Source organism: Achromobacter sp. 01N37, from assembly GCF_056399725.1.
In genome coordinates, this window is sequence record NZ_JBFTRX010000006.1 from 94,850 (window position 1) to 117,120 (window position 22,271).

At 64.5% G+C, this 22,271-nt stretch carries 16 protein-coding genes; 14 read left to right on the top strand and 2 right to left on the bottom strand.

Features of this window, described 5'->3' with window-relative positions; all coding sequences use genetic code 11:
* Positions 1 to 141: 141 nt before the first annotated feature.
* Positions 142 to 819 (bottom strand): 2-polyprenyl-3-methyl-6-methoxy-1,4-benzoquinone monooxygenase, encoded by a 678-nt coding sequence (coq7, locus tag AC1DSJ_RS15985; RefSeq protein WP_342066229.1) that lies wholly within the window; start codon positions 817 to 819, stop codon positions 142 to 144.
* Positions 820 to 942: 123 nt separating this feature from the next.
* Here coq7 and AC1DSJ_RS15990 point away from each other — a divergent pair, with 123 nt between their 5' ends.
* The 4 genes from AC1DSJ_RS15990 to AC1DSJ_RS16005 all read left to right on the top strand — a co-directional run bounded on the left by AC1DSJ_RS15990 (position 943) and on the right by AC1DSJ_RS16005 (position 5,463).
* Positions 943 to 1,386, top strand: a complete 444-nt coding sequence (locus AC1DSJ_RS15990; RefSeq protein ID WP_054423176.1) for an OsmC family protein — start codon at positions 943 to 945, stop codon at positions 1,384 to 1,386.
* A gap of 8 nt (positions 1,387 to 1,394) precedes the next feature.
* Entirely contained in the window at positions 1,395 to 2,366 is a 972-nt protein-coding gene (locus AC1DSJ_RS15995; RefSeq protein ID WP_427949687.1) for a thymidylate synthase, read from the top strand.
* Between the two features lie 422 nt (positions 2,367 to 2,788).
* Positions 2,789 to 4,852 (top strand): putative bifunctional diguanylate cyclase/phosphodiesterase, encoded by a 2,064-nt coding sequence (locus AC1DSJ_RS16000; RefSeq protein WP_054423178.1) that lies wholly within the window; start codon positions 2,789 to 2,791, stop codon positions 4,850 to 4,852.
* 119 nt (positions 4,853 to 4,971) lie between these two features.
* Complete coding sequence (locus AC1DSJ_RS16005; protein ID WP_441371610.1) at positions 4,972 to 5,463, top strand: dihydrofolate reductase; 492 nt, start codon at positions 4,972 to 4,974, stop codon at positions 5,461 to 5,463.
* 114 nt (positions 5,464 to 5,577) lie between these two features.
* On the opposite strand, the gene AC1DSJ_RS16010 is transcribed toward AC1DSJ_RS16005, so the two are convergent.
* On the bottom strand, positions 5,578 to 6,996 hold the full coding sequence (locus AC1DSJ_RS16010) for an aminotransferase-like domain-containing protein (RefSeq protein ID WP_175170924.1): 1,419 nt from the start codon (positions 6,994 to 6,996) through the stop codon (positions 5,578 to 5,580).
* Positions 6,997 to 7,157: 161 nt separating this feature from the next.
* Between AC1DSJ_RS16010 and aptA the strand changes: the two genes are divergently transcribed.
* The 10 genes from aptA (at position 7,158) to AC1DSJ_RS16060 (ending at position 22,213) form a co-directional block, all read left to right on the top strand.
* Positions 7,158 to 8,483, top strand: a complete 1,326-nt coding sequence (aptA, locus tag AC1DSJ_RS16015; protein WP_054423181.1) for an omega-aminotransferase AptA — start codon at positions 7,158 to 7,160, stop codon at positions 8,481 to 8,483.
* A gap of 170 nt (positions 8,484 to 8,653) precedes the next feature.
* Positions 8,654 to 10,147: a CoA-acylating methylmalonate-semialdehyde dehydrogenase gene (locus AC1DSJ_RS16020; RefSeq protein ID WP_054423182.1), complete on the top strand. Its 1,494-nt coding sequence runs from the start codon at positions 8,654 to 8,656 to the stop codon at positions 10,145 to 10,147.
* 145 nt (positions 10,148 to 10,292) lie between these two features.
* A complete protein-coding gene (locus AC1DSJ_RS16025; protein ID WP_441371611.1) occupies positions 10,293 to 11,801 on the top strand; it encodes a M81 family metallopeptidase in 1,509 nt (502 codons plus the stop codon).
* Positions 11,802 to 11,882: 81 nt separating this feature from the next.
* Complete coding sequence (locus tag AC1DSJ_RS16030; protein ID WP_054423184.1) at positions 11,883 to 13,448, top strand: ABC transporter substrate-binding protein; 1,566 nt, start codon at positions 11,883 to 11,885, stop codon at positions 13,446 to 13,448.
* A 27-nt stretch (positions 13,449 to 13,475) separates the two neighbouring features.
* The gene (locus AC1DSJ_RS16035; RefSeq protein ID WP_441371612.1) at positions 13,476 to 14,417 is read left to right on the top strand and encodes an ABC transporter permease; all 942 of its coding nucleotides are present in this window, start codon (positions 13,476 to 13,478) and stop codon (positions 14,415 to 14,417) included.
* 9 nt (positions 14,418 to 14,426) lie between these two features.
* The gene (locus AC1DSJ_RS16040; RefSeq protein ID WP_175170928.1) at positions 14,427 to 15,332 is read left to right on the top strand and encodes an ABC transporter permease; all 906 of its coding nucleotides are present in this window, start codon (positions 14,427 to 14,429) and stop codon (positions 15,330 to 15,332) included.
* Positions 15,333 to 15,337: 5 nt separating this feature from the next.
* Entirely contained in the window at positions 15,338 to 17,035 is a 1,698-nt protein-coding gene (locus tag AC1DSJ_RS16045) for an ABC transporter ATP-binding protein (RefSeq protein ID WP_054423187.1), read from the top strand.
* A 58-nt stretch (positions 17,036 to 17,093) separates the two neighbouring features.
* Entirely contained in the window at positions 17,094 to 18,500 is a 1,407-nt protein-coding gene (locus AC1DSJ_RS16050) for an amidase (protein WP_342066226.1), read from the top strand.
* Between the two features lie 28 nt (positions 18,501 to 18,528).
* Positions 18,529 to 20,004, top strand: a complete 1,476-nt coding sequence (locus AC1DSJ_RS16055; protein ID WP_175170930.1) for a M81 family metallopeptidase — start codon at positions 18,529 to 18,531, stop codon at positions 20,002 to 20,004.
* Between the two features lie 244 nt (positions 20,005 to 20,248).
* Positions 20,249 to 22,213, top strand: a complete 1,965-nt coding sequence (locus AC1DSJ_RS16060) for a DUF945 family protein (RefSeq protein WP_054423190.1) — start codon at positions 20,249 to 20,251, stop codon at positions 22,211 to 22,213.
* Positions 22,214 to 22,271: the final 58 nt, after the last annotated feature.

The window sequence follows — 22,271 nt, forward strand, 5'->3', positions numbered from 1 at the left end:
TTTGCCGAATGGGTAAACCCCTTGGGGATTTACCCTGAACGGCACCGGGTAATCCCACCCTGTTTTTTGCACCAGATCAGTGCGCCGCGCACCACAACGTTGCGGAATTTGCGCACTGCAACATTTTAGCAACCGCCGATGTCAGATCCAGTACGCCGTCGTCGTCATGACCTTGGACATGGCGCGCATGGCCGTCTTTATTGGGCCCGGCAGCGGCACGCCCCCTGCCCGCTCGGCGCTGGCGCGGTGCTCGGCCTCGTCATCCTTCATCTTTCGGACGATTTCGCGCGAGCGCTCGTCTTGCACCGGTAAGGTGCGTAAATGTTCTTCCAGATGGGCCTCGACCTGCCGCTCGGTTTCAGCCATGAAGCCCAAATTTTTTGGCACGCCGGCCACGCTGGCCAACACGCCCATGGCAAACGAACCCGCGTACCAGACCGGATTCAGCAGGCTGGGCCGGCTGTTCAGCTCGGTCAATCGCTCGTTGCACCAGACCAGATGGTCCACTTCTTCCGACGCAGCGTTCAGCAGCAACGCGCGCGGAGCGGGTTCGCGGCACACAGACGCCTGCCCCCGATACAACGCCTGCGCGCAGACCTCGCCCACATGGTTCACCCGCATCAAGCCCGCGGCGTGGCGTTTTTCCTGCGCGGACAGGGTATCCGGCGCCTCGGGGGCCTTGGCGGGATAGGGCCGGCCGGCAGTGGCGCTGTTGGACAGCACGCGCAGCGCGCGGTCGGCTTCGGCCAGCAAGGCATCCAGGGGGCTCGTCCGGCGCAGGAAGGAAACAGGGCCGGATCGGGACAGGGCGGTGGACATGGACTACTCCTCGAGAAGACTGGCGCGCACACCCCTGATGCGGGGCGGGGCTCTCGTGCCTGGAATTGTACGCAACAGGTATCATCAGCCATTGACTGCGCTCAAAGCTCAAGGACACTCGAAATGGAATGCACGATCGACTGGGGCGGCCCCAATGGCATGCTCTTTACCGCCAGCACCGGCAGCGGCCATGTGGCCGTGATGGATGGCGCTGTAGACGGCGGCGGACACAATCTGGCCCCCCGCCCGATGGAAATGCTGCTGGCCGGCACCGGCGGCTGCACGGCCTATGACGTGGTGCTGATCCTGAAGCGTGGCCGTCATGCGGTTACGGGTTGCAGCGTCAAGCTCCAGGCGGATCGCGCCGATACCGACCCGAAGGTCTTCACCCGCATCCATTTCGCATTCACCGTCACCGGCCGCAATCTGCCGCAAGCCGCCGTCGAACGCGCGGTGCAGTTGTCGCACGAGAAGTACTGCTCGGCCTCGGCCATGCTGGAAAAGACCGCGGCCATGACGTTCTCGGTTGAAATCGTCGACACGCAGGAAGCGCCCGCCGCTGCCTGAGGACCGCCATGAAACAATATCTAGACCTCGTTCAATCCATCCTGGACACCGGCTCGTGGCAGGAAAACCGAACGGGCATCCGCACGATCAGCATGCCGGGCGCGTCGCTGCGCTTTGACCTGCAAAAAGGCTTCCCCGCCGTCACCACCAAGAAGCTGGCCTTCAAGTCCGCCATTGGTGAAATGGTGGGTTTCATGCGGGCCTCGCGCAGCGCCGCGGAATTCCGTGAACTGGGCTGCAAGGTCTGGGACCAGAACGCCAACGAGAACAGCCAGTGGCTGGCCAACCCGTACCGCGAAGGCCCGGACGACCTGGGCCCCGTGTACGGCGTGCAATGGCGCCAGTGGCCTGCCTATAAGGTATTGGACGCCAGCCGCCCGGCCCAGATCGAAGACGCCTTGTCGCGCGGCTACGCCAAGGTCTCTGACCTGAATGAAGGCGGCGTGGCGAAGGTGCTGATGTACAAGGCCGTGGACCAGTTGCGTCAATGCCTGGACACCATCCATGAACGCCCGGGCGACCGCCGCATCCTGTTCCACGGCTGGAACTGGGCGCAGATCGAAGAAATGGCGCTGCCGCCCTGCCATCTGCTCTATCAATTCCTGCCCAACGCGACCACGCGCGAGATCTCGCTCTGCCTGTACATCCGTTCCAACGATGTCGGGCTGGGCACGCCGTTCAATCTGACGGAAGGCGCCGCGCTGCTACATCTGGTGGGCCGCCTGACCGGCTACACCCCGCGCTGGTTCACGTATTTCATTGGCGACGCGCACATCTACGAAAACCACCTGCCGATGCTTCGCGAACAGCTCACCCGCGAGCCGTACGAATCGCCCAAGCTGGTGCTGTCTGATCGCATCCCCGATTTCGCCGTCACGGGCCGCTACGAACCCGAATGGCTGGAAAAGGTGGAACCGGGCGATTTCTCGTTGTCCGGCTACACGCATCACGCCCCCCTCACCGCGCCCATGGCCGTGTAAGATCGCGCCCGGCTTGCCGACTCCGGCAATCCGGGACGCGACCCCCAACCGCCGCTGGCGCCGCCGCGGCGGGTTTGCCGCGCTCGTCGGCCTTAAGTGAAGATTGGTGAGCTTCTGGAAGCGCGATTTCGGTATAACCCATCCCTTAGCCACGGACGCGCGTCCAGAGTTTCGCGCGCGCCCAGGCTTCCGACCGGCCCATGCCGCGCCGCGCCTGTCGCTTGCCGCAATGCAGCGCGGCACACCCGGCAGCGCCAACCGCAGGCCATGCCCGCCGCATCCCCCTTCCCGACAAGAGAGTACGTAAATCGCCAGCGTCGACTGAAGCAGTGTCTTACGACCCAATTGCAACGGTTGACTACTAATTGATTTGATTTGAGGCCGGCGCGACAGCAGCAAGCGCTCAGGACAGGACCCCACACATGCTCGTTGGAACTTATAACCCTTCGCTCGTCCTCGTATCCCTAGGGGTCGCCATCCTGGCGTCATATACGGCGTTGGGCATGGCCAATCGCGTAAGGGCCTCGAACGGGCTGCCAGCCGCGCGCTACTGGTTGGCAGGGGGTGCGTTCGCCATGGGCATCGGCATCTGGTCCATGCACTTTGTCGGCATGCTGGCCTTCAATCTGCCCATTCCCATGGGCTACGACCTGCCGCTCACCGCCTTGTCGCTGGCCATCGCCATCGGCTGCTCGGCCTTTGCGCTGTGGATCGTCTGCAAGGACGAACTGCCCTGGACCAGACTGGTGGCGGGCGCCCTGCTGATGGGCGCGGGCATTGCCGCGATGCATTACCTGGGCATGGCCGCCATGCGGATGGCGCCCGGCATCGACTACGACCCCAAATGGTTCGCACTGTCGATCGGGATTGCCGTGGCCGCCTCGGGCGCCGCGCTGTGGATTACGTACCGGCTGCGCCATGACGGGCCGCGCGTGGCCTTGTCCCGCCCGTTGGCGTCCGTCGTCATGGGCATCGCCATCGTGGGCATGCATTATTCGGGCATGGAAGCTGCAAGTTTTCCTGCTGGCAGCATCTGCATGGCCGCCGACGGCGGCATCTCGGCCGGCTGGCTGGCCATTGCCGTTACCGCCGTCACGCTGAGCGTGCTGGCCATCGCGCTGGTCGTGGCCGTGCTGGACAACCGGCTGGAGGCGCGCACGTCGGCGCTAGCCTCTTCGTTGGCCGAAGCCAACGAAGAGCTGGTGCAACTGGCGCTGCATGACACGCTGACCAAGCTGCCCAACCGCATCCTGCTTGAAGACCGCATGGAGCAGGCGATTGAAAGCGCGAGCCGCCGCAAGGGCTATTTCGCGGTGCTGTTCTTCGACCTGGATGGCTTCAAGGCGGTTAACGACGCCTATGGCCACCACACCGGCGACGCGCTGCTGATCGACCTGGCCCAACGCATCCGCCAGGCGCTGCGCACGCAGGACACCGTTGCCCGCCTGGGTGGCGACGAATTCATCGTGTTAAGCGAAGTCATCGAACCCACCGACGCCGCCAACGTGGCCGACCGCCTGATCGAAGCCATCGCCCGCCCCGTCATGGTCTATGGCCACGAAGTGCTGGTGACCTCCAGCGTGGGCATCGCCATCTACCCCAACGATGGCGAAGACACCCATACGCTGCTGACCAACGCCGACGCCGCGATGTATCACGCCAAGCGCCTGGGCGGCACCGGCTACAGCTTCTTCGAGCCGTCCATGAACGCGGACGCGCATGAACAGATCGAATTGCTGCACGACCTGCGGCTGGCGCAGGAACGCGGCCAGTTCGTGCTGCACTATCAGCCCAAGTACGAAGCGCCCGCCGGCCCCATCATGGGCGCCGAAGCGCTGCTGCGCTGGAACCATCCCACGCGCGGCCTGGTCGGGCCCGATCAGTTCATTCCCACGGCCGAGAAGACGGGCCTGATCCTGTCGATCGGGGAATGGGTCATCAACGAAGCCTGCCGCCAGATGCGGGAATGGATCAATGCCGGCCAAGGCCACTGGACCATCGCCGTCAACATTTCGGCCTTGCAGTTCGCCCACGCCAGCCTGGTGGAAACCGTGCGCTCGGCACTGGCGCGCCACGATGTGCCGCCCGCCTGCCTGACCCTGGAAGTGACCGAATCCACCGCCATGCGCGACGCCGAAGCCAGCCTGGCCGTGCTCAAGCGCCTGTCGGGGCTGGGGGTCACCATTTCCATCGACGACTTCGGCACCGGCTATTCCAGCCTGCTGTATCTGAAGCGCCTGCCCGCCACCGAACTGAAGATTGACCGCGGGTTTGTGAACCAGCTGGAAAACGACAATGAGGACGCGGCCATTGTGTCCGCCATCGTCGCGCTGGCGCAGCAGCTGAATCTGCGGATCGTGGCCGAGGGCGTGGAAACCGCCGCACAACAGAAGTTCCTGACGGGCCTGGGTTGCGATTCGCTGCAAGGCTTCCTGCTGGGCCGCCCGATGCCGGCGACGGAATTCCTGGAACACGCGGTAGGTTGACGCAGTAGGTTGACGCGGCCAATACGGCCGCACCGGACCTGACCGGGCGGCAGAATTTGCTACGCTTACGCCGTTGCGCTGGCCGACCCCCGGCCCGCCCCCAACCGTAGCAAGCCCGCATGCCCGCCAGCCTTACCCTGATCGTCGCCTACTCCACCAATCGCGCCATTGGCCGGGACAACGCCCTGCCCTGGAAACTGCCGGGCGATCTGGCGCACTTCAAGCGCAGCACGCTGGGCCACCCCATCATCATGGGCCGCAAGACCTGGGATTCGCTGGGCCGCCCGCTGCCGGGCCGACTCAACATCGTGATCAGCCGCAACACGGACTTCGCCGCCACGGGCGCCACTGTCGTGCCCACGCTGGACGCCGCCATCGCCGCCTGCGGCGATGTGGATCAAGCCTTCGTGATTGGCGGTGCGCAGATCTACACGCACGCGCTGCCGCTTGCCCAACGCGTGCTGGCAACGGAAGTTCATGCCGACGTGGAAGGCGACGCGTTTTTCCCGTTGCTGCCCGCCTTCCAGTGGAAGGAAACCGCACGCGAAAAACAGCCGGCGGAAAACGGATATGAGTACGATTTTGTGACCTATGAAAGGTCGGGCGCCTGATGGGTTTGCGCGTTGGGCAGCTGGGTTCTTTTTTGCAGCTTTGCGCGCTACACCCATCCTACGGACGGCGGCGCAGCGGCGGCATCGGACCACACGCTCATCGCGCGTCACCCATCAAACCGCCCCCGCATTCCTCATGAACCGCCACAACGCCGGCGCTTCGGAATACGCCACGTTGAACCGCACCCAGGGCGTATCGGCTTCATCCACTTCAAAGTAAGACCCCGGCGCCAGCCAGATACCGTCCTTCAGCGCCAATTCGGCCAGGCCGTTCGCGCCGCGCGCCCGCCATTCGCCCGCCACCTTGGCCCACAGGAACAGGCCGCCTTGGGGCCGCCCATACACGTCGAATCCGTGCTGCCGCATCTGCTCGGCCACCACGGTATGCGCCCCGGCCAGCCGTTCTCGCGTGCGCGCGATGTGTGCGCGGTAGCGCCCTTCGCGAATGACCTGGTGCACGATGCGTTCCATGATTTCGGGTGAAGTCAGCCCCACCGCCATCTTCGTGCGCGCAATGTCACGCACCAGATCACGATGCGCCACCACGTACCCCACCCGCACCGACGGGCTGATGACTTTGGAATAGCCGCCCAGATACACCACGCGCCGCGCGCCATCCAGCGCCGCCAGCATCGGCGTCACGCCCGGCGCGAGTTCGCGAGAGATATCGTCTTCAATCACCCACAAGCCATGCCGCTCGGCCGCTTGCAGAATCCGGAACGCGTTGGCCATGCCGATGCTGGCGCCCGACGGGTTCTGCAAGGCGGTGTTGATGAACAACGCGCGCGGCCGGTGCTGGGCCGCCACGCGTTCCAGCGCGTCGCAATCCAGCCCGTCCACCGTGCGCGGCACCGACACCACACGCAGCCCCGCCAGCCGCAGCATCTGCAACAGGTTCGCGTAGGCGGGCTGTTCGACCACCACCGTGTCGCCCGGCCGCAGCAGCGTGCGGATCACCATGTCCAGACCGTGCGTGACGCCCTGGGTCAGCAGCACCTGCGACACCTCCACGTCCATGCCCTGCGCGCTTAACGTTGCCGCGATGGTCTCGCGCAACGGCGCGTAGCCGTACGGATGCCCATAATTGGCGATACGCATGGCCGGCACGCGCCCCACGTGCCGCAGCGCCACGTGCATGCCTTCTTCATTCAGCCATTCACCGGGCAGCCAGCCGCAACCCGACTTGATCGGGATGGAATGGTCCGCAAAGATGTCCGACAGCAGCCAGCCGGCATTCAGCCGCGGCGGCTCCCATGACAGCGGTTCGCCCCGGCGCGCGGGCGCGTCGGGCGTGGCCACCCGGTAGCCCGCGCCGGGCCGCGCCGCCAGCCAGCCCAAAGACACCAGGCGGCTGTAGGCGCTGGCCACCGTGAAGGTGCTGACACCGTACTGCCGGGCAAACTCGCGCACCGAGGGTAGGGACATACCCGGACGCAGGGTCTGCTCCTCGATGGCGCGCAGAATGGCCGCGACCAGCTGTTCGACGAGTGTCGGCGCCAGTCCACGGGCACGGTTAGGCTGGAAATCAATCACGGAGATAACTGTACAGTTGGGCCACTCGTGACTATACAGTTAGCGGCCTTTGCGCAGATCGTATATTTTCATTCCCCGTAGGACGTACCAGAATCATTCGAATCGCGGCGGCTGCGCCCTATTCATGCAGACCCGCCGCTTGTCCTTACCCTGGAGCCGCCATGAACGCCCCCGCCGAGTTGCCCGATCTGTCTCATCTCTGGATGCCCTTCACTGCCAACAAGCAGTTCAAGGCGCACCCGCGCATGCTGGCAACGGCCAAAGGCATGCATTACACGTCGGCCGATGGCCGCCAGATTCTGGACGGCACCGCCGGCCTGTGGTGCGTCAACGCCGGCCACGGCCGCCAGGAAATCGTCGACGCGATCTCGCGCCAAGCCGGCATCATGGATTACGCGCCGGGCTTCCAGCTGGGCCACCCGCTGGCCTTTGAAGCCGCCACCGCCGTCGCCGGCCTGATGCCGCAAGGGCTGGACCGCGTCTTCTTCACGAACTCGGGTTCCGAATCCGTCGACACCTCGCTGAAAATTGCCCTGGCCTACCACCGCGCCCGCGGCGAAGGCCAGCGCACCCGCCTGATCGGCCGTGAACGCGGCTACCACGGCGTGGGCTTTGGCGGCATCTCGGTCGGCGGCATTTCGACCAACCGCAAGACCTTCTCGGGCGCGCTGCTGCCCGCCGTCGACCACCTGCCCCACACGCACAACCTGGAGCAGAACGCCTACTCCCAGGGCCAGCCTGCCTGGGGTGCGCACCTGGCCGAAGAACTGGAACGCATCGTCGCCCTGCACGACGCGTCCACCATTGCGGCAGTCATCGTCGAACCCATGGCGGGTTCCACCGGCGTGCTGATTCCGCCCAAGGGCTATCTGGAAAAGCTGCGCGAGATCACGTCCAAGCACGGCATCCTGCTGATTTTTGACGAAGTCATCACCGCCTACGGCCGCCTGGGCGCCGCCACTGCCTCCGAATTCTTCGGCGTCACGCCGGACATCATCGCCATGGCCAAGGGCGTCAGCAACGCCGCCGTGCCGGCCGGCGCAGTGGCCGTCAAACGCGAAGTCCACGACGCCATCGTCAACGGCCCGGCAGGCGGCATCGAATTCTTCCACGGCTATACCTATTCGGCGCACCCGCTGGCCGCCGCCGCCATTCTGGCCACGCTGGACATCTACCGCCGCGACGAACTTTTTGCCCGCGCCCGCAAGCTGTCTGGCGCCTTCCAGGACGCCGCCCACAGCCTGAAGGGCGCGCCGCACGTCATCGACGTGCGCAATCTGGGTCTCGTCGCCGGTATCGAACTGTCTTCGCGTGCCGGTGCGCCGGGCGCCCGCGCAGGCGAAGTGTTCCAGAAGTGCTTCGACAACGGCCTGATGGTGCGTTATACCGGCGACATCATCGCCGTCTCGCCACCGCTGATCATCGACGAGGCCCAGATCGGCCAGATCTTCGAACAGATCGGCAAGGTGCTGAAAGAAGTCGCTTGAGCCTGATGTTGACCTCAACATGTTGGCCTCAAGATATTGACCTCAACACAGTGACCCCAAGATGGTGACCCAAACATCGCGGCCCTGCCGCGCATCCTGACCCAATCCCGCGGGCGGCCGATGGCCGCCGTCGGGCGTTTTTAAAGAACTCCGCTTCGAGCCTCCGCACCATGAAGAAGATTCCTCATTTCATCAACGGCCAACACTACGAAGGCCGCAGCAGCCGCTACGCTGATGGCTTCAACCCCGCCACCGGCGAGATCAGCTCGTCGATTCCGCTGGCGTCCAACGAAGACGTGGCGCTGGCCGTCGCCGCCGCCAAGGCTGCGTTCCCGGCCTGGTCGGAAACGCCGGCGCTCAAGCGCGCGCGCATCCTGTTCAACTTCAAGGCGCTGTTGGATCAGCACCAGGACGAACTGGCCGAACTCATCACCCGCGAACACGGCAAGGTCTTCTCCGACGCCAAGGGCGAAGTGATGCGCGGCATCGAAATCGTCGAATTCGCCTGCGGCATTCCGCAACTGCTCAAGGGCCAGTACTCCGACCAGATCGGCGGCGGCATCGACAACTGGAGCATGCGCCAGGCCCTGGGCGTGGTGGCTGGCGTTACGCCGTTCAACTTCCCGATGATGGTGCCGTGCTGGATGTTCCCGGTGGCCATCGCCTGCGGCAACACCTTCGTGCTCAAGCCGTCTGAACGCGACCCCTCGGCGTCCTTGCGTCTGGCCGAACTGCTGACCGAAGCCGGCCTGCCGCCGGGCGTCTTCAACGTCGTGCATGGCGACAAGCAATCCGTTGACGCGCTGATCGCGCATCCTGATGTTGAAGCGCTGTCGTTCGTCGGGTCGACCCCGATCGCCGAATACATCTACGCCGAAGGCACCAAGCGCGGCAAGCGCGTGCAGGCGCTGGGCGGCGCCAAGAACCACCTGGTGGTTATGCCCGATGCCGACCTCGACCAAGTCACCGACGCATTGATGGGCGCAGCCTACGGCTCGGCCGGCGAACGCTGCATGGCGATTTCCGTGGCCGTGGCGGTGGGCGATGTGGCCGACAAGGTGGTCGAACGCCTGATCCCGCGCGTGAAGGCGCTGATCGTCAAAGACGGCATGCAGTCAGACGCCGAAATGGGCCCGCTGGTTACCGCGCAGCACCGCAACAAGGTCGTGGGCTACATCGAAGACGGCATCGCGTCCGGCGCCGATCTGGTGGTGGATGGCCGCGGCCTGAAGGTGCCTGGCAACGAAAAGGGTTACTTCCTGGGCGGCACGCTGTTCGACAACGTCAAGCCCGCGATGAACATCTACCGCGAAGAAATCTTCGGCCCCGTGCTGTGCGTCGTGCGCGTGCCGGACTTCGCCAGCGCAGTCGAACTCATCAACGCGCATGAATTCGGCAACGGCGTGGCGTGCTTCACGTCCGACGGCGGCGTGGCGCGCGCCTTTGCCCGCCAGATCAAGGTGGGCATGGTCGGCATCAACGTGCCGATTCCCGTGCCGATGGCATGGCATTCGTTTGGCGGCTGGAAGCGTTCGCTGTTTGGCGACCACCACGCTTACGGCGAAGAAGGCATCCGCTTCTACTCGCGCTACAAGAGCGTGATGCAGCGCTGGCCGGACAGCATCGCCAAGGGCGCGGAATTCACCATGCCCGTGGCGAAGTAATCCTTCGCTTCGCCCCACGACGTTTCAACAAGCCCTACAGAAGGACGCATTACCCAGCTTGAGCACAGGGCGCGGCCACGGCCGCGCCCGCCCGGCAATACGACACAGCAACAACAGCAACAACACACATACAAGGGGATGCCTGATGCGCATCGGGATAGGCGGCTTTCAGCACGAAACCAATACGTTCGCGCCTTCGCGCGCCACGTGGGAAGACTTTGCAGAAAAAGGCGGAGGCTGGCCCAAGCTGGTCAGCGGCCCCGCGATGTTTCAGGCAGTAGCGGGTGCGAACATCCCTGTTGCCGGCTTCATCGAAGCCATGGCGCAGCACACGCTCGTGCCCACCACCTGGGCCGCGGCCAGCCCCTCTGGCCTGGTCACCAAAGACGCGTTCGAACGCATCAGCGCAATGATCCTGCAAGGCCTGTCGGTGGCGATGCCGCTAGACGGCGTGTACCTGGATCTGCACGGCGCGATGGTCACCGAACATCTGGATGACGGCGAAGGTGAACTGCTCAAGCGCGTGCGCGAATTGGTAGGGCCCGATGTGCCTGTGGTGGCCAGCCTGGACTTGCACGCGAACGTCACGCGCAAGATGGTGAGCCACGCCGACGCGCTGGTTTGTTATCGCACGTATCCCCACATCGACATGGCCGAGACCGGGCAACGCGCCGCCGCGCTGCTGTCCCTGCGTCTGGCCGGCGTGCCGCGCCCTTACGCGGCGTTGCGCGCCCTGCCCTACCTGATTTCGCTGTGCTGGCAATCCACCGACATCGAACCGTCGCGCAGCCTGTATGCGCTGGTGGGCGAGATCGAAGCCCGCGGCGCCACGAGCCTGTCTTTCGCCACCGGCTTTCCCGCGGCCGACTTCCCCGAATGCGCGCCCACCGTGTGGGCCTACGGCGCCACGCAAGCTGACGCCGATGCCGCCGCCGATGAAATGACGCGCGCCGTGTTGAACGCGGAACGCGACTTTGGCGGCAAGCTCTACACGCCCGACGAAGCCGTGCAGGAAGCCATGCGGCTGGCACGCGACGCCACGAAACCCGTCGTCATCGCCGACGCGCAAGACAACCCCGGCGCAGGCGGCAGTTCCGACACCACCGGCATGCTGCGCGCACTGATCCGCCACGATGCACGCGACACGGCGATTGGTCTGATTGTTGACCCCGCCGCGGCGTTGGCCGCGCATCGTGCAGGCGTTGGAAACAAGGTCCGGATTGCACTAGGTGGACACTCGGGTATTCCCGACGACGAACCGCTGGACAGCGAATTCATCGTCGAGAAAACGTCAGACGGACGCTTCGATACGCACGGCGCGTTCTACCGCGGATTCCACATGGACCTGGGCCCCAGCGCATGCCTGCGCATCGGCGGCGTACGCATCATCGTCGCCTCTAACAAGGTGCAGATGGCCGACCAGGAAATGTTCCGATTCGCCGGTGTCGAACCCACGCGCGCAGCGATTCTGGTGGTGAAGAGTTCCGCGCATTTCCGCGCGGATTTCACGGCCATCTCGCACACGATCCTGGTGTGCGCCGCCCCTGGCTCCATGCTGATGGATGCGGCAAAACAACCATGGACACGGTTGCGTCCCGGCATCAGAATGGCGCCTTGCGGGCCGGTCTTTTCCGGCCTGCCCGCAACAGCCTGACCCTCGCACGCCGCCATCGAGCGGCGCGTTAACGACGTAGCGGCCGACCGTGCCGCTCACACCGCTTCAAGGGGAACCTTCATGCTCAAGTTTGTTCGAGCGGCCGCGCTGGCCGGTGCAACGCTGATGATGGCTCACGGCGCTTACGCCGAAACCGTCATCAAGTCTGTGATGCACTCGCCGTTGCGCTTGACCGACCCGCACGCCACCACCGCGTACATCACGACGTGGCACGGCTACATGATCTACGACACGTTGCTGGCCACCGATGCCGACAACAAGATCCAGCCCCAGATGCTTGAGAAGTGGGAAGTCTCGCCTGATGGCAAGACCTACACGATGACGTTGCGCGCCGGCCAGAAATGGCACGATGGCAAGCCCGTCACGTCCGAAGATTGCGTGGCGTCGATCAAGCGCTGGGCCGCGGGCGACGGCATGGGCCGCACCTTGTTGAAGTTCACCGACAAGATTGAAGTCATCGACGACAACAGCTTTCGCATCGTCATGAAGGAACCCACGGACCTGGCGTTGCGCGCCCTGTCCAAGCCCACCGGCACGGCGCCATTCATGATGCCCAAGCGCATCGCCGAACAGGCCATCGGCCAGCCCATCACCGACATGACGGGCTCCGGCCCGTTCAAGGTGATCGAGTTCAAGCCGGGCGTGAAGACGGTGTACGCCAAGAACGCCGACTACGTGCCGCGCAAGGAACCCGCAAGCGGCCTGGCCGGCGGCAAGGTCGTGAACGTGGACAAGGTGGAATGGGACGTCATGCCTGATGCGCTCACGACCGCCAACGCGCTCTTGGGCGGCGAGATCGATTTCGTCGAACAGTTCCCGTATGACCTGCTGCCGATGATTGAAGGCAACCCGGACCTGAAGGAAGAATCGCTCAGCCCGGTCGGTTACTTCACGATGTACCGCTTCAACTTCAAGCACCCGCCGTTCAACAACAAGAAGATCCGTCAGGCCGCGATGTACGCAATCGGCCAGGAAGACGTGATGAAGGCGCTGGTCGGCAATCCGAAGTACTGGAAGACCTGCGCCTCGTTGTGGGGCTGCGGCACGCCGATGGAAAGCGATATCGGCAAGGACGTCGTCGTTCCGTCGAACATCGAAAAGGCCAAGGCGCTGCTGAAGGAAGCGGGTTACGACAACACGCCCATCCTCGTCATGCACGCCACCGACGTGGGCACGCTGTCCGCGCAACCTGTGGTGATGGCGCAAGCGCTGCGCAAGGCGGGCTTTAACGTCAACCTGGCTGCAATGGACTGGCAAAGCGTGGCGACCCGCCGCGCCTCCAAGGCCGCACCGGCCGAAGGCGGCTGGAACATTCACAACACCAACTGGTACGCCACTGACGTGATGGACCCGGTGCGTTCCGCGCCCGCCGCCGCCAACGGCGACAACGCCTGGTTCGGCTGGCCCGACATGCCGCAAGTGGAAGAACTGCGCACGAAGTTCGCGCTGACTTCCGACCCCGCCGAGCAAAAGAAGATCGCCGACGAATTGCAGCGCATCGGCATCGACGAAGGCCTGTACGTGCCGCTGGGCCAGATGTCCGTGCCCACCGTCTACTCGACCAAGCTCTCCGGCCTGGTGCATGCACCGGTCTTTGCGTTCTGGAACGTCAAGAAAGCTCCGTAAAGGGGCAAGCAGTTCAGGGGGAAATACATGCTGGCATTTGTCTCACGCCGGCTCCTCGCGACCATCCCCGTTTTGGTGATGGTCGCGGTGGTGGTCTTCGCGATATTGCGTTTCAGCCCGGGCGACCCGGCCATCATCATGGCGGGCGACGGCGCCACGCCTGAACGTATCGTCCAGATACGGCAGACGATGGGCCTGGATCAACCGGTCATCAAACAGTTCTTCATCTGGGGCGGCAAGCTCCTGCAAGGCGACCTGGGCACCTCGCTCATGTCTGGCGTGCCGGTCACCAAACTGATCGCGCAGCGCCTGGAACCGTCGCTGAGCCTGGCGGTGCTGACCTTGGTCTTCACGCTGCTTGTGGCCATTCCGCTGGGCACCCTGGCGGCGTGGCGGCAAGGCAAGTTGCTGGACCGCGCCGTAATGGGCTTTTCAGTACTGGGCTTTTCCGTGCCGGTGTTCGTCACTGGCTACCTGCTGATCTGGCTGTTCGCCATCAAGCTGGGCTGGTTCAACGTGCAAGGGTATGCGCCGCTGGACAAGGGCTTCTGGCTCTATCTGCACCGGCTCATTCTGCCGTCGCTGGCCTTGTCCACGGTCTATGTGGCGTTGATTGCGCGCATCACGCGCACCAGCGTCATTGAGGTCATGGGCGAAGACTTCATCCGCACCGCCCGCTCCAAGGGCCTGGGTGAAACTGGCGTGCTGCTGGGCCATGCGCTGCGCAATGCGGCCGTCCCCATCGCCACCGTCGTGGGCCTGGGCATCGCGCTCTTGATCAGCGGTGTGGTCGTGACCGAATCGGTGTTCAACATCCCCGGCCTGGGCCGGCTGGTGGTGGAAGCCGTGCTGGCGCGTGACTACCCCGTCATTCAGGGCCTGACCCTGTTCTTCGCGTTCGTCTACGTGTTCATCAATCTGGTTGTCGATTGCGCCTACACGGTGTTCGACCCGCGCATCCGATACTAGGGAAGAGCCATGCACACGCCAACCGATGCCGCCGTGCAAGCGGCTGCCGACCTCCCCGGAGGCGGTAATCCTCACACTACCGCCTGGCGGCAAATCCGCCAGGGCCTGAAAAGCTGGCCGGTCATGCTGGCGCTGGTGGTGCTGGTCACCATCGTCGCCATCGCCGTGTTCGCGCCGCTGCTCGGCACGGTGGACCCCACCTTCATCAACCCGGGCGCACGCCTGAAGCAACCCTTCACCGACTACCTGTTCGGCACCGACGCCTTTGGCCGCGACGTCTGGTCGCGCGTGGCCTATGGCGCGCGCATCTCGCTGATTGCGGGCCTGGGCGCCGCCGTCGTCAGCGTGGTCATTGGCCTGGTCATCGGCGTCATCGCCGGCTGGTTCCGTTCGCTGGACGGGCTGATCATGCGCACGATGGACGCCATCATGGCCATTCCCGGCATCCTGCTGGCGATTGCCCTGGTGTCCGTTACCGGCGCCAGCATCACGACCGTGCTTGTCGCCATCACCATTCCCGAAATTCCGCGGGTGGTGCGGCTGGTGCGCGGGCAGATCCTGACGGTGCGCGGTGAGCCTTACGTTGAAGCCGCGCTGGCGCTGGGCACGCCGCTGCCGCTGCTGCTGTGGCGCCACATGGTGCCCAGCACCATCGCGCCGCTCACGGTGCAAGGCACGTACGTGTTCGCGTCCGCCATGCTGACCGAGGCCATCTTGAGCTTCCTGGGCGCGGGCATCCCGCCCGAGATCGCGTCCTGGGGCAACATCATGTCCGAAGGCCGCATGTACTTCCGCATGCTGCCCGGCCTGATTCTCTTTCCCGGCCTGTTCCTGTCGCTGACGGTGCTCAGCGTGAACATCCTGGGCGACGCCCTGCGCGATGCGCTGGACCCGAAAATGGTGCGCAGGATCTGATGCCGATGACCTACTCCCCTACTCCCCCTGCGGGCGATACCTCGTCCGCCATCCTGGCCATTCGCAACCTGTCGGTGGAAGTCGCTGGCGCCGGCAACCGCGTGGTGCGCAACCTGAGCCTGGACGTGCACGCCGGCGAAACGGTGTGCGTGGTTGGCGAATCCGGCTCCGGCAAATCGGTCACGTCGCTGGCCGTGATGGGCTTGCTGCCCCCGGGCATTCTTTCCATCAGCGCGGGTTCCATCCGCGTCGAAGGCGAAGATGTGGCCACCGCGTCGCAGCGCCGCCTGCGCGAGATGCGCGCGACCCGCATGGCCATGGTGTTCCAGGAACCCATGACCGCGCTGAACCCCGTGCATACCGTGGGCAAGCAGGTTGACGAAGTGCTGCGCCTGCATCGCAAGCGCATGAGCGGCGCCGAACGCCGCGCCAAGGTGCTGGACATGTTCCGCTCGGTACACCTGCCGGATGTCGAACGCATCTTCGATGCGTATCCGCATCAGTTGTCGGGCGGCCAGCGCCAGCGCATCGTGATCGCGATGGCGCTGATTCTTGAACCCAAGCTGCTCATCGCCGACGAGCCCACCACCGCGCTGGACGTCACCACGCAAAAGCAGATTCTGGCGCTGATCAAGGAACTGCAAATCAAGCACAAAACAGCCGTGCTGTTCATCACGCACGACTTCGGCGTGGTGGCGGAAATTTCGGATCGCATCGTCGTGATGAATCGGGGCGACCTGATCGAAAGCGGTACCCGCAACGAAATTCTGGCCGAACCCAAGCAGTCGTACACGCGACGCCTGGTGTCGTCCGTACCGAGCCTGGTGCCGATGCGGCGCGACGCGCCGGACGGCCAGCCGGTGCTGCACGTGAAGGGGCTGGGCCGCACGTATGGCGGCAAGAGCTCGCTGTTTTCACGCAAGGCCGCGCAGAACGTCATTGCGGCTACCGACGTCAACCTGACGCTGCGCAAAGGCGAAATCCTGGGCATCGTGGGCGAGTCCGGCTCGGGCAAATCCACGGTGGCGCGCTGCATCGTGCGCCTGATCGAGCCCACTGCCGGCCACATGATGATGGGCGGAGAAGATCTCAGCACGTTGTCCGGCTCGGCGCTGCGCCCCGTGCGCCGCCGCATCCAGATTGTGTTCCAGGACCCGTACCGTTCACTGAACCCGCGCCGCACGGTGGGTGAATCCATCATCGAAGGTTTGCTCAACTTCGGCATGCCGCGCGAGCAGGCGTTGAAACGCGCAGGCGAAACGCTGACCGTCGTGGGCCTGAGCCCCGACGCCATGCGGCGGTATCCCCACCAGTTTTCGGGTGGCCAGCGCCAGCGCATCTGCATTGCGCGCGCGCTTGTCATGGACCCGGAAATTCTGGTGGCTGACGAAGCCGTGTCCGCGCTGGACGTATCCGTGCAGGCGCAGGTGCTGGAACTGCTGGAGCAAGTGCGCCAGCGCACTGGCGTGGGCGTGCTGTTCATCACGCACGACTTGCGCGTGGCCGCGCAGATTTGCGACACCATCATGGTCATGCAGCGCGGCAAGGTGGTGGAAACCGGCTCCGCCGAAACGGTGCTGACCGAACCGCGCCACGAATACACCCGCGCCCTGATCGACGCCGCCCCCGGCCGCGACTGGGACTTCCGCAACTTCCAGCCCGTTGCGGCGACGTTGGCGCAGGCTGCCGCGCCAGCACCGTAGCGCCCTGACGCGCGTTGGCTTTCCCCGATCTGCCCTCATTCGCAACACTGGAACCGAGATGCCACAACCGCATGAATTGTCTGCCCAGGAACTGCTGCAAGCGTATCGCGACAAGACCCTCTCGCCCGTTGAAGCCACGCGCTCCGTGCTGGAACACATCGAGCGCTGGGAACCGCACCTGAAGGCCACCTACGCGCTGGACCCTGAAGGCGCGCTGGCAATGGCGCGCGCATCGGAAGCGCGCTGGATGAAGGGCGAGCCACAGTCGGCCGGCGGCTATTCGCTGGATGGCGTGCCCGCCACCATCAAGGAAAACATCGCTACCCGTGGCACGCCCGTGCCGCTGGGCACGGCCGCCACCGACCTGACGCCGGCCGCCGCCGATGCGCCGCCGGCTGCCCGCATGCGCGAAGCGGGCGCGGTATTGCTGGGCAAGACCACCATGCCCGACTTCGGCATGCTGTCATCCGGCCTGTCCAGCTTTCATGCGCTGACGCGCAACCCCTGGGACCTGACGAAGAACCCGGGCGGCTCCAGCGCGGGTGCAGGCGCCGCGGCCGCCGCAGGTTACGGCCCGCTGCACATCGGCACCGACATCGGCGGCTCGGTCCGTCTGCCGGCCGCCTGGTGCGGCATCGCCACGCTCAAGCCCAGCCTGGGCCGCATCCCCATCGACCCGCCCTTCATGGGCCGCTGCGCCGGCCCCATGACCCGCACCATCACCGACGCCGCATTGATGATGGGCGTGCTGTCGCAGCCCGACGCGCGCGACCACATGAGCCTGCCCTTCCAGGACTTCGACTGGCTGAACCTGAACCAGGACGTGCGCGGTTTGCGCATCGGCCTGTTGATGGACGCGGGCTGCGGCCTGCCACTGGACCCGGAAGTGCGTGACGCCGTGCAGGCGGCCGCCCGCGCCTTCGAAGCCGCCGGCGCCATCGTGACGCCGATGCTGCCGTGGATGACCCCTGACATGCTCGAAGGCGTCGACCGCTTCTGGCGCACGCGTTCGGCCATCGACCTGGCCGCGCTGCCCGAAGCGCGCCGCGCCAAGATCCTGCCGTTCATCCGCACCTGGGCAGAAAGCGGTGGCGGCCAAAGCGGCGAGGCCGTGTTCCGCAGCTACTACGAAACGCTGAACGTGCGAGCCAAGACGGTTGCCGCCTGCGCGCCCTTCGATTACGTGCTGTCGCCCGTGGCCCCCGTGGTGGCGTACAACGCCGAATGGCCGTCGCCCACCAATGAAGTCGCCACCACCATGCACCATATCGGCTTCACGCTGCCGTTCAACATGAGCGAGCAGCCTGCGGCGTCCGTCAACTGCGGCTACACGAAAGCCGGCCTGCCCATCGGCCTGCAAATCGCTGGCGCCCGCTTCGACGACCTGGGCGTCCTGCGCGTGGCGCGCGCCTGGGAAGAGATGCGTCCCGCGCAGCACCCGTGGCCTCAGCCGCCCAAGAACTGACTTTCCACAGCAACCCACAGGAATTCCCATGCGTTGGCTATTGGCAATGATCAAGCACGAGACGAATACTTATTCGCCCGTGCCGACCCCGCTTGAACGCTTCTTCCGCGGCAGCCCCGACATCCTGGCTGGCGAACGCGCCATCAAGGCCTACGAGAACACCGACAGCGGACTAGGCGGCTATATCGAAGTGGCCCGCCGCGAGGGCGCAGAAATGGTCGTGCCCGTGGCGGCCGAGTCCTGGCCCAGCGGCCCCACCAGCGCCGACACGCACGAGCAGCTGTGCAAGCTGGTGCTGGACCAGGTGAAGCTGGGCGGCTTTGACGCCATCCTGCTGGACCTGCACGGCGCCATGGTCGCCGAAGGCGTGGAAGATGCAGAAGGCGACCTCTTGCGCCGTCTGCGCGAAATCGATCCGAAAACGCCTGTCGCCGTCACGCTGGACATGCACGCCAACATCTACGACGACATCGTCAACAACGCCACCGTCATCAGCGGCTTTCACACGTATCCGCATGTGGACATCCGCGAAGCCGGCGTGCGTGCGGCGAACGTTATCGTCCGCACGCTCAAGGGCGAGATCAAGCCCGTGATGAGCTGGGCCAACAAGCCGATGCTGCCGCACATCATGTGCCAAGGCACGCATGCCGCGCCCAATAAGCCTTTGCAGGAACGCTGCAAGGAACTGGAAGCGAATGGCGTGCTGGCGGCGTCCGTCTTCGTGGGTTTTCCGCATGCGGACATTCGCGAAGCGGGCTTGAGCGCCGTCGTCTGTACGGACGGCAAGCTGGAAGACGCGCAGAAGTACCGCGACGAACTGCTGGAACGCGCCTGGGCCGGCCGCGCCGATTGGGTGTTTCACCCGGAGCCGCTCGCGCCCACCATCGCGCGCGCCAAGCAGATCGAGCAAGGCCCGGTTGTGTTGCTGGACCACTTCGACAACACCGGTTCCGGCGGCACCATGGACACCACCGCGGTGCTTGCCGAAGTGCTGCGCCAGGAACTGGACAACGTGGTGTTCTACGCCATCTGCGACCCGGAAGCCGCATTGCAAGCCGCGGCTGCGGGCGTGGGCAAGACCATTACCTTGAAGCTGGGCGGCAAGCTGCCCATGCCCGCCATCAAGGAACCCAGCGAACCGCTGGAAGTGACCGGCCGCGTCAAGCTGGTGTTTGACGGCGTGTATCTCAACCGCGGCCCGATGTACCGGGGCGTGCGTAACGACACGGGGCTTACCGTTGTCATCGACACGGGCCGCGTGGAAATCGTGGTGGTGTCGCGCCACCAGGAACCGTTCGATATCAATTGCCTGCTGTCGGCCGGCATCGACCCGCTGCAAAAGCGCTACGTGGTATTGAAGAGCCGGGTGCATTGGCGCGCGGGCTTCTCGGCGATGGCCACCGAGGTCATCGAATGCACGGGCGTGGGCGTCACCACCTCCGACTACAGCCAGCTGGATTTCAAGCACGTGCGCCGGCCCATCTACCCGCTGGACCCGCTCTGATCTTCGGCTGAAAAGCCGGATTGTCGACAAAAAGGCCGGCGCCCTGCGCCGGCCTTTCATTTTGAAATCTTCGGTAACTGCGCGCACGCTTCCCGGTAGGCGTGCCTCGGTATACTCCGGCGCGGGCCCTTACAGCCCGATGAATAACGTGTATACCGGCAGCCGCCCCTGGCGATCAGGACGCGACGGCGCAATGCGCCAGTCTGCCGGATATGACTCGATAATCAACGAAAAAAGCACAACGATGAAAAAGAGCGTAGCGATCACCCTCGGCGTGGTCATTGTGGGAGCGGGAAGCTGGATAGGCGCCACGTGGTACACCGGCAAACGGATCGAGGAAAGCTCGCAGCGCCATCTGGCCGAAGCGAACGAAAAACTGGCGAAGCTGACGCCGTTGTTCGGTTTGCGCATTGACCAGTTGAAGTACGAACGCAGCCTCTTCTCGACCCAGGCTCGCTACGGCCTGTCGCTGGTGAAGAACGACAAGAGCCTGGACGCCATGCCGGCCGGCATGATTGAGTTCGACGCCGTCATTGAACACGGCCCGTTCCCCAAGACCGCCTTGTCGCGCGGCGCCGTTGCGCCCAAGCTGGCGTACGTGCACGCCGAAATCGCCAAGACCGACAACCTGAAGGAAGTGTTCGCACTGACCAAAGACATCTCGCCGCTGATCAGCGACGCGATGGTCAGCTACAGCGGCACTACCTCGTCCACCTCCAAGATTGCGCCGGTGTCGACGACGGTGCAAAACAACACGATCGACTTCAGCGGCATGGTGATCACGGGCACGTTTGACCGCTCGCTGGAAGCCGTCACCGCGCACGGCGTGATGGACAAGCTGGCCATCGACGGCACGAAGAGCAACGACCCGGTCGTCATGGCCATCACCGGCATGACGATGGACGTCAACAGCCGCATGGGCAAGTTCGGCGTGTCGATGGGCGATTCCGACATCAAGATCAAGCGCATCGACGTCACGAAGAAGTCGGATGACATGAAGGTGTCGCTGGATAACTTCGGCTACGGCGTGAAGCTGTCCGAAGACGACAAGTCGATCAACGTGCAAGCCGCCTACCAAACGGGTGACATCACGGTAAACGACGTGCCGCTGGGTAACGGCCAGGCCGTGATCAAGCTGGCCAAGCTGGACGGCCAGGCCGTCAAGACCCTGTCCGACACGTACAACCAGCTGATGCGCCAGTACATGGCGCACACCGAAGACGAAGGTCTGAAGGACGAGCAGGTTGAAGCGATGCTGGACAGCGCCGGCAAGCTGCTGGCGGGCAACCCGTCGTTCAGCATCGATCCCTTGAGCTGGAAGACCGCCAAGGGCGAAAGCAAGCTGAACTTCACGCTGGACCTGGCCAACCCGCCTGACGTCAAGAACCTGACGCCGCAGGAAATTGCGGTCAAGGCCATCAAGCGCATCGACGCCACGCTGATCATTTCCAAGCCGATGGTGCAGGACCTGGTCACGCAGTACGCCATCAAGAAGGAAGGCATTGCCGCCGATCAGGCCGCCAAGGACGCCGACGAAACCGTGCGCCAGATGTCGGGCATGGCCGAAATGTTCAACGTGGGCAAGAACGACGGCGACAACATCGTCGGCAAGTTCACGTTCGCGGACGGCATGGGCAACCTGAACGGCAAGGAAATTCCGGCGGACGAGTTGTTCAGCGGCCTGCTGGGCGCAGCCGGCATGGGCTCGATGGACCACGACGACGAAGACGAATCCATGCCCGGCATGGGCCAGGACGAGCCGGCCGACGGCGCCACGCCTGCCCTGCCCGGCGTGATGCAGGACTTCAACCTGGACACCGTCAGCAGCCTGCTGGACGACATGGGCTACACGGTCAACAAGACCGACGGCGACCAAGGCCCCGTGCTGGTGCTGGACGCGGGCACCACCGGCGCCAGCGATCTGCGCCTGGAATTCCTGTGCAACGACTTCACCGAGAAGTGCCTGGACCTGGTGATGACCGCCACGTACAAGACCAAGAAGCCGGTGACGCTGAAGGCCATCAACAGCTGGAATCAGGAATACCGCTGGACGCGCGCCTACCTGGACGACAAGAACCAGGCCGTGCTGCAGATGGACATGAACGCGGAAGGCGGGATCGGCAAGGACAACCTGCAAATCCTGTTGAACACCTTCATCAGCATCGCTGAAGACTTCAACGACGTCGCCAAGGGCGCATCGGCCAAGTAAGCCTGCCGCGCCAGGGTCACCACCTGGCGCATCGCTCGGCCCCAAAGAAAAACCCCCA

Bases quoted from the DNA above. Each gene is read 5' to 3' on its own strand.
- AC1DSJ_RS16055 (WP_175170930.1), top strand. From the start codon at position 18,529: ATGCGTTGGCTATTGGCAATGATCAAGCACGAGACGAATACTTATTCG.
- AC1DSJ_RS16035 (WP_441371612.1), top strand. From the start codon at position 13,476: ATGCTGGCATTTGTCTCACGCCGGCTCCTCGCGACCATCCCCGTTTTG.
- AC1DSJ_RS16045 (WP_054423187.1), top strand. From the start codon at position 15,338: ATGACCTACTCCCCTACTCCCCCTGCGGGCGATACCTCGTCCGCCATC.
- AC1DSJ_RS15995 (WP_427949687.1), top strand. From the start codon at position 1,395: ATGAAACAATATCTAGACCTCGTTCAATCCATCCTGGACACCGGCTCG.
- AC1DSJ_RS16020 (WP_054423182.1), top strand. From the start codon at position 8,654: ATGAAGAAGATTCCTCATTTCATCAACGGCCAACACTACGAAGGCCGC.
- AC1DSJ_RS16060 (WP_054423190.1), top strand. From the start codon at position 20,249: ATGAAAAAGAGCGTAGCGATCACCCTCGGCGTGGTCATTGTGGGAGCG.
- AC1DSJ_RS15990 (WP_054423176.1), top strand. From the start codon at position 943: ATGGAATGCACGATCGACTGGGGCGGCCCCAATGGCATGCTCTTTACC.
- coq7 (WP_342066229.1), bottom strand. From the start codon at position 819: ATGTCCACCGCCCTGTCCCGATCCGGCCCTGTTTCCTTCCTGCGCCGG.
- AC1DSJ_RS16005 (WP_441371610.1), top strand. From the start codon at position 4,972: ATGCCCGCCAGCCTTACCCTGATCGTCGCCTACTCCACCAATCGCGCC.
- AC1DSJ_RS16030 (WP_054423184.1), top strand. From the start codon at position 11,883: ATGCTCAAGTTTGTTCGAGCGGCCGCGCTGGCCGGTGCAACGCTGATG.
- AC1DSJ_RS16025 (WP_441371611.1), top strand. From the start codon at position 10,293: ATGCGCATCGGGATAGGCGGCTTTCAGCACGAAACCAATACGTTCGCG.
- AC1DSJ_RS16040 (WP_175170928.1), top strand. From the start codon at position 14,427: ATGCACACGCCAACCGATGCCGCCGTGCAAGCGGCTGCCGACCTCCCC.
- aptA (WP_054423181.1), top strand. From the start codon at position 7,158: ATGAACGCCCCCGCCGAGTTGCCCGATCTGTCTCATCTCTGGATGCCC.
- AC1DSJ_RS16000 (WP_054423178.1), top strand. From the start codon at position 2,789: ATGCTCGTTGGAACTTATAACCCTTCGCTCGTCCTCGTATCCCTAGGG.
- AC1DSJ_RS16050 (WP_342066226.1), top strand. From the start codon at position 17,094: ATGCCACAACCGCATGAATTGTCTGCCCAGGAACTGCTGCAAGCGTAT.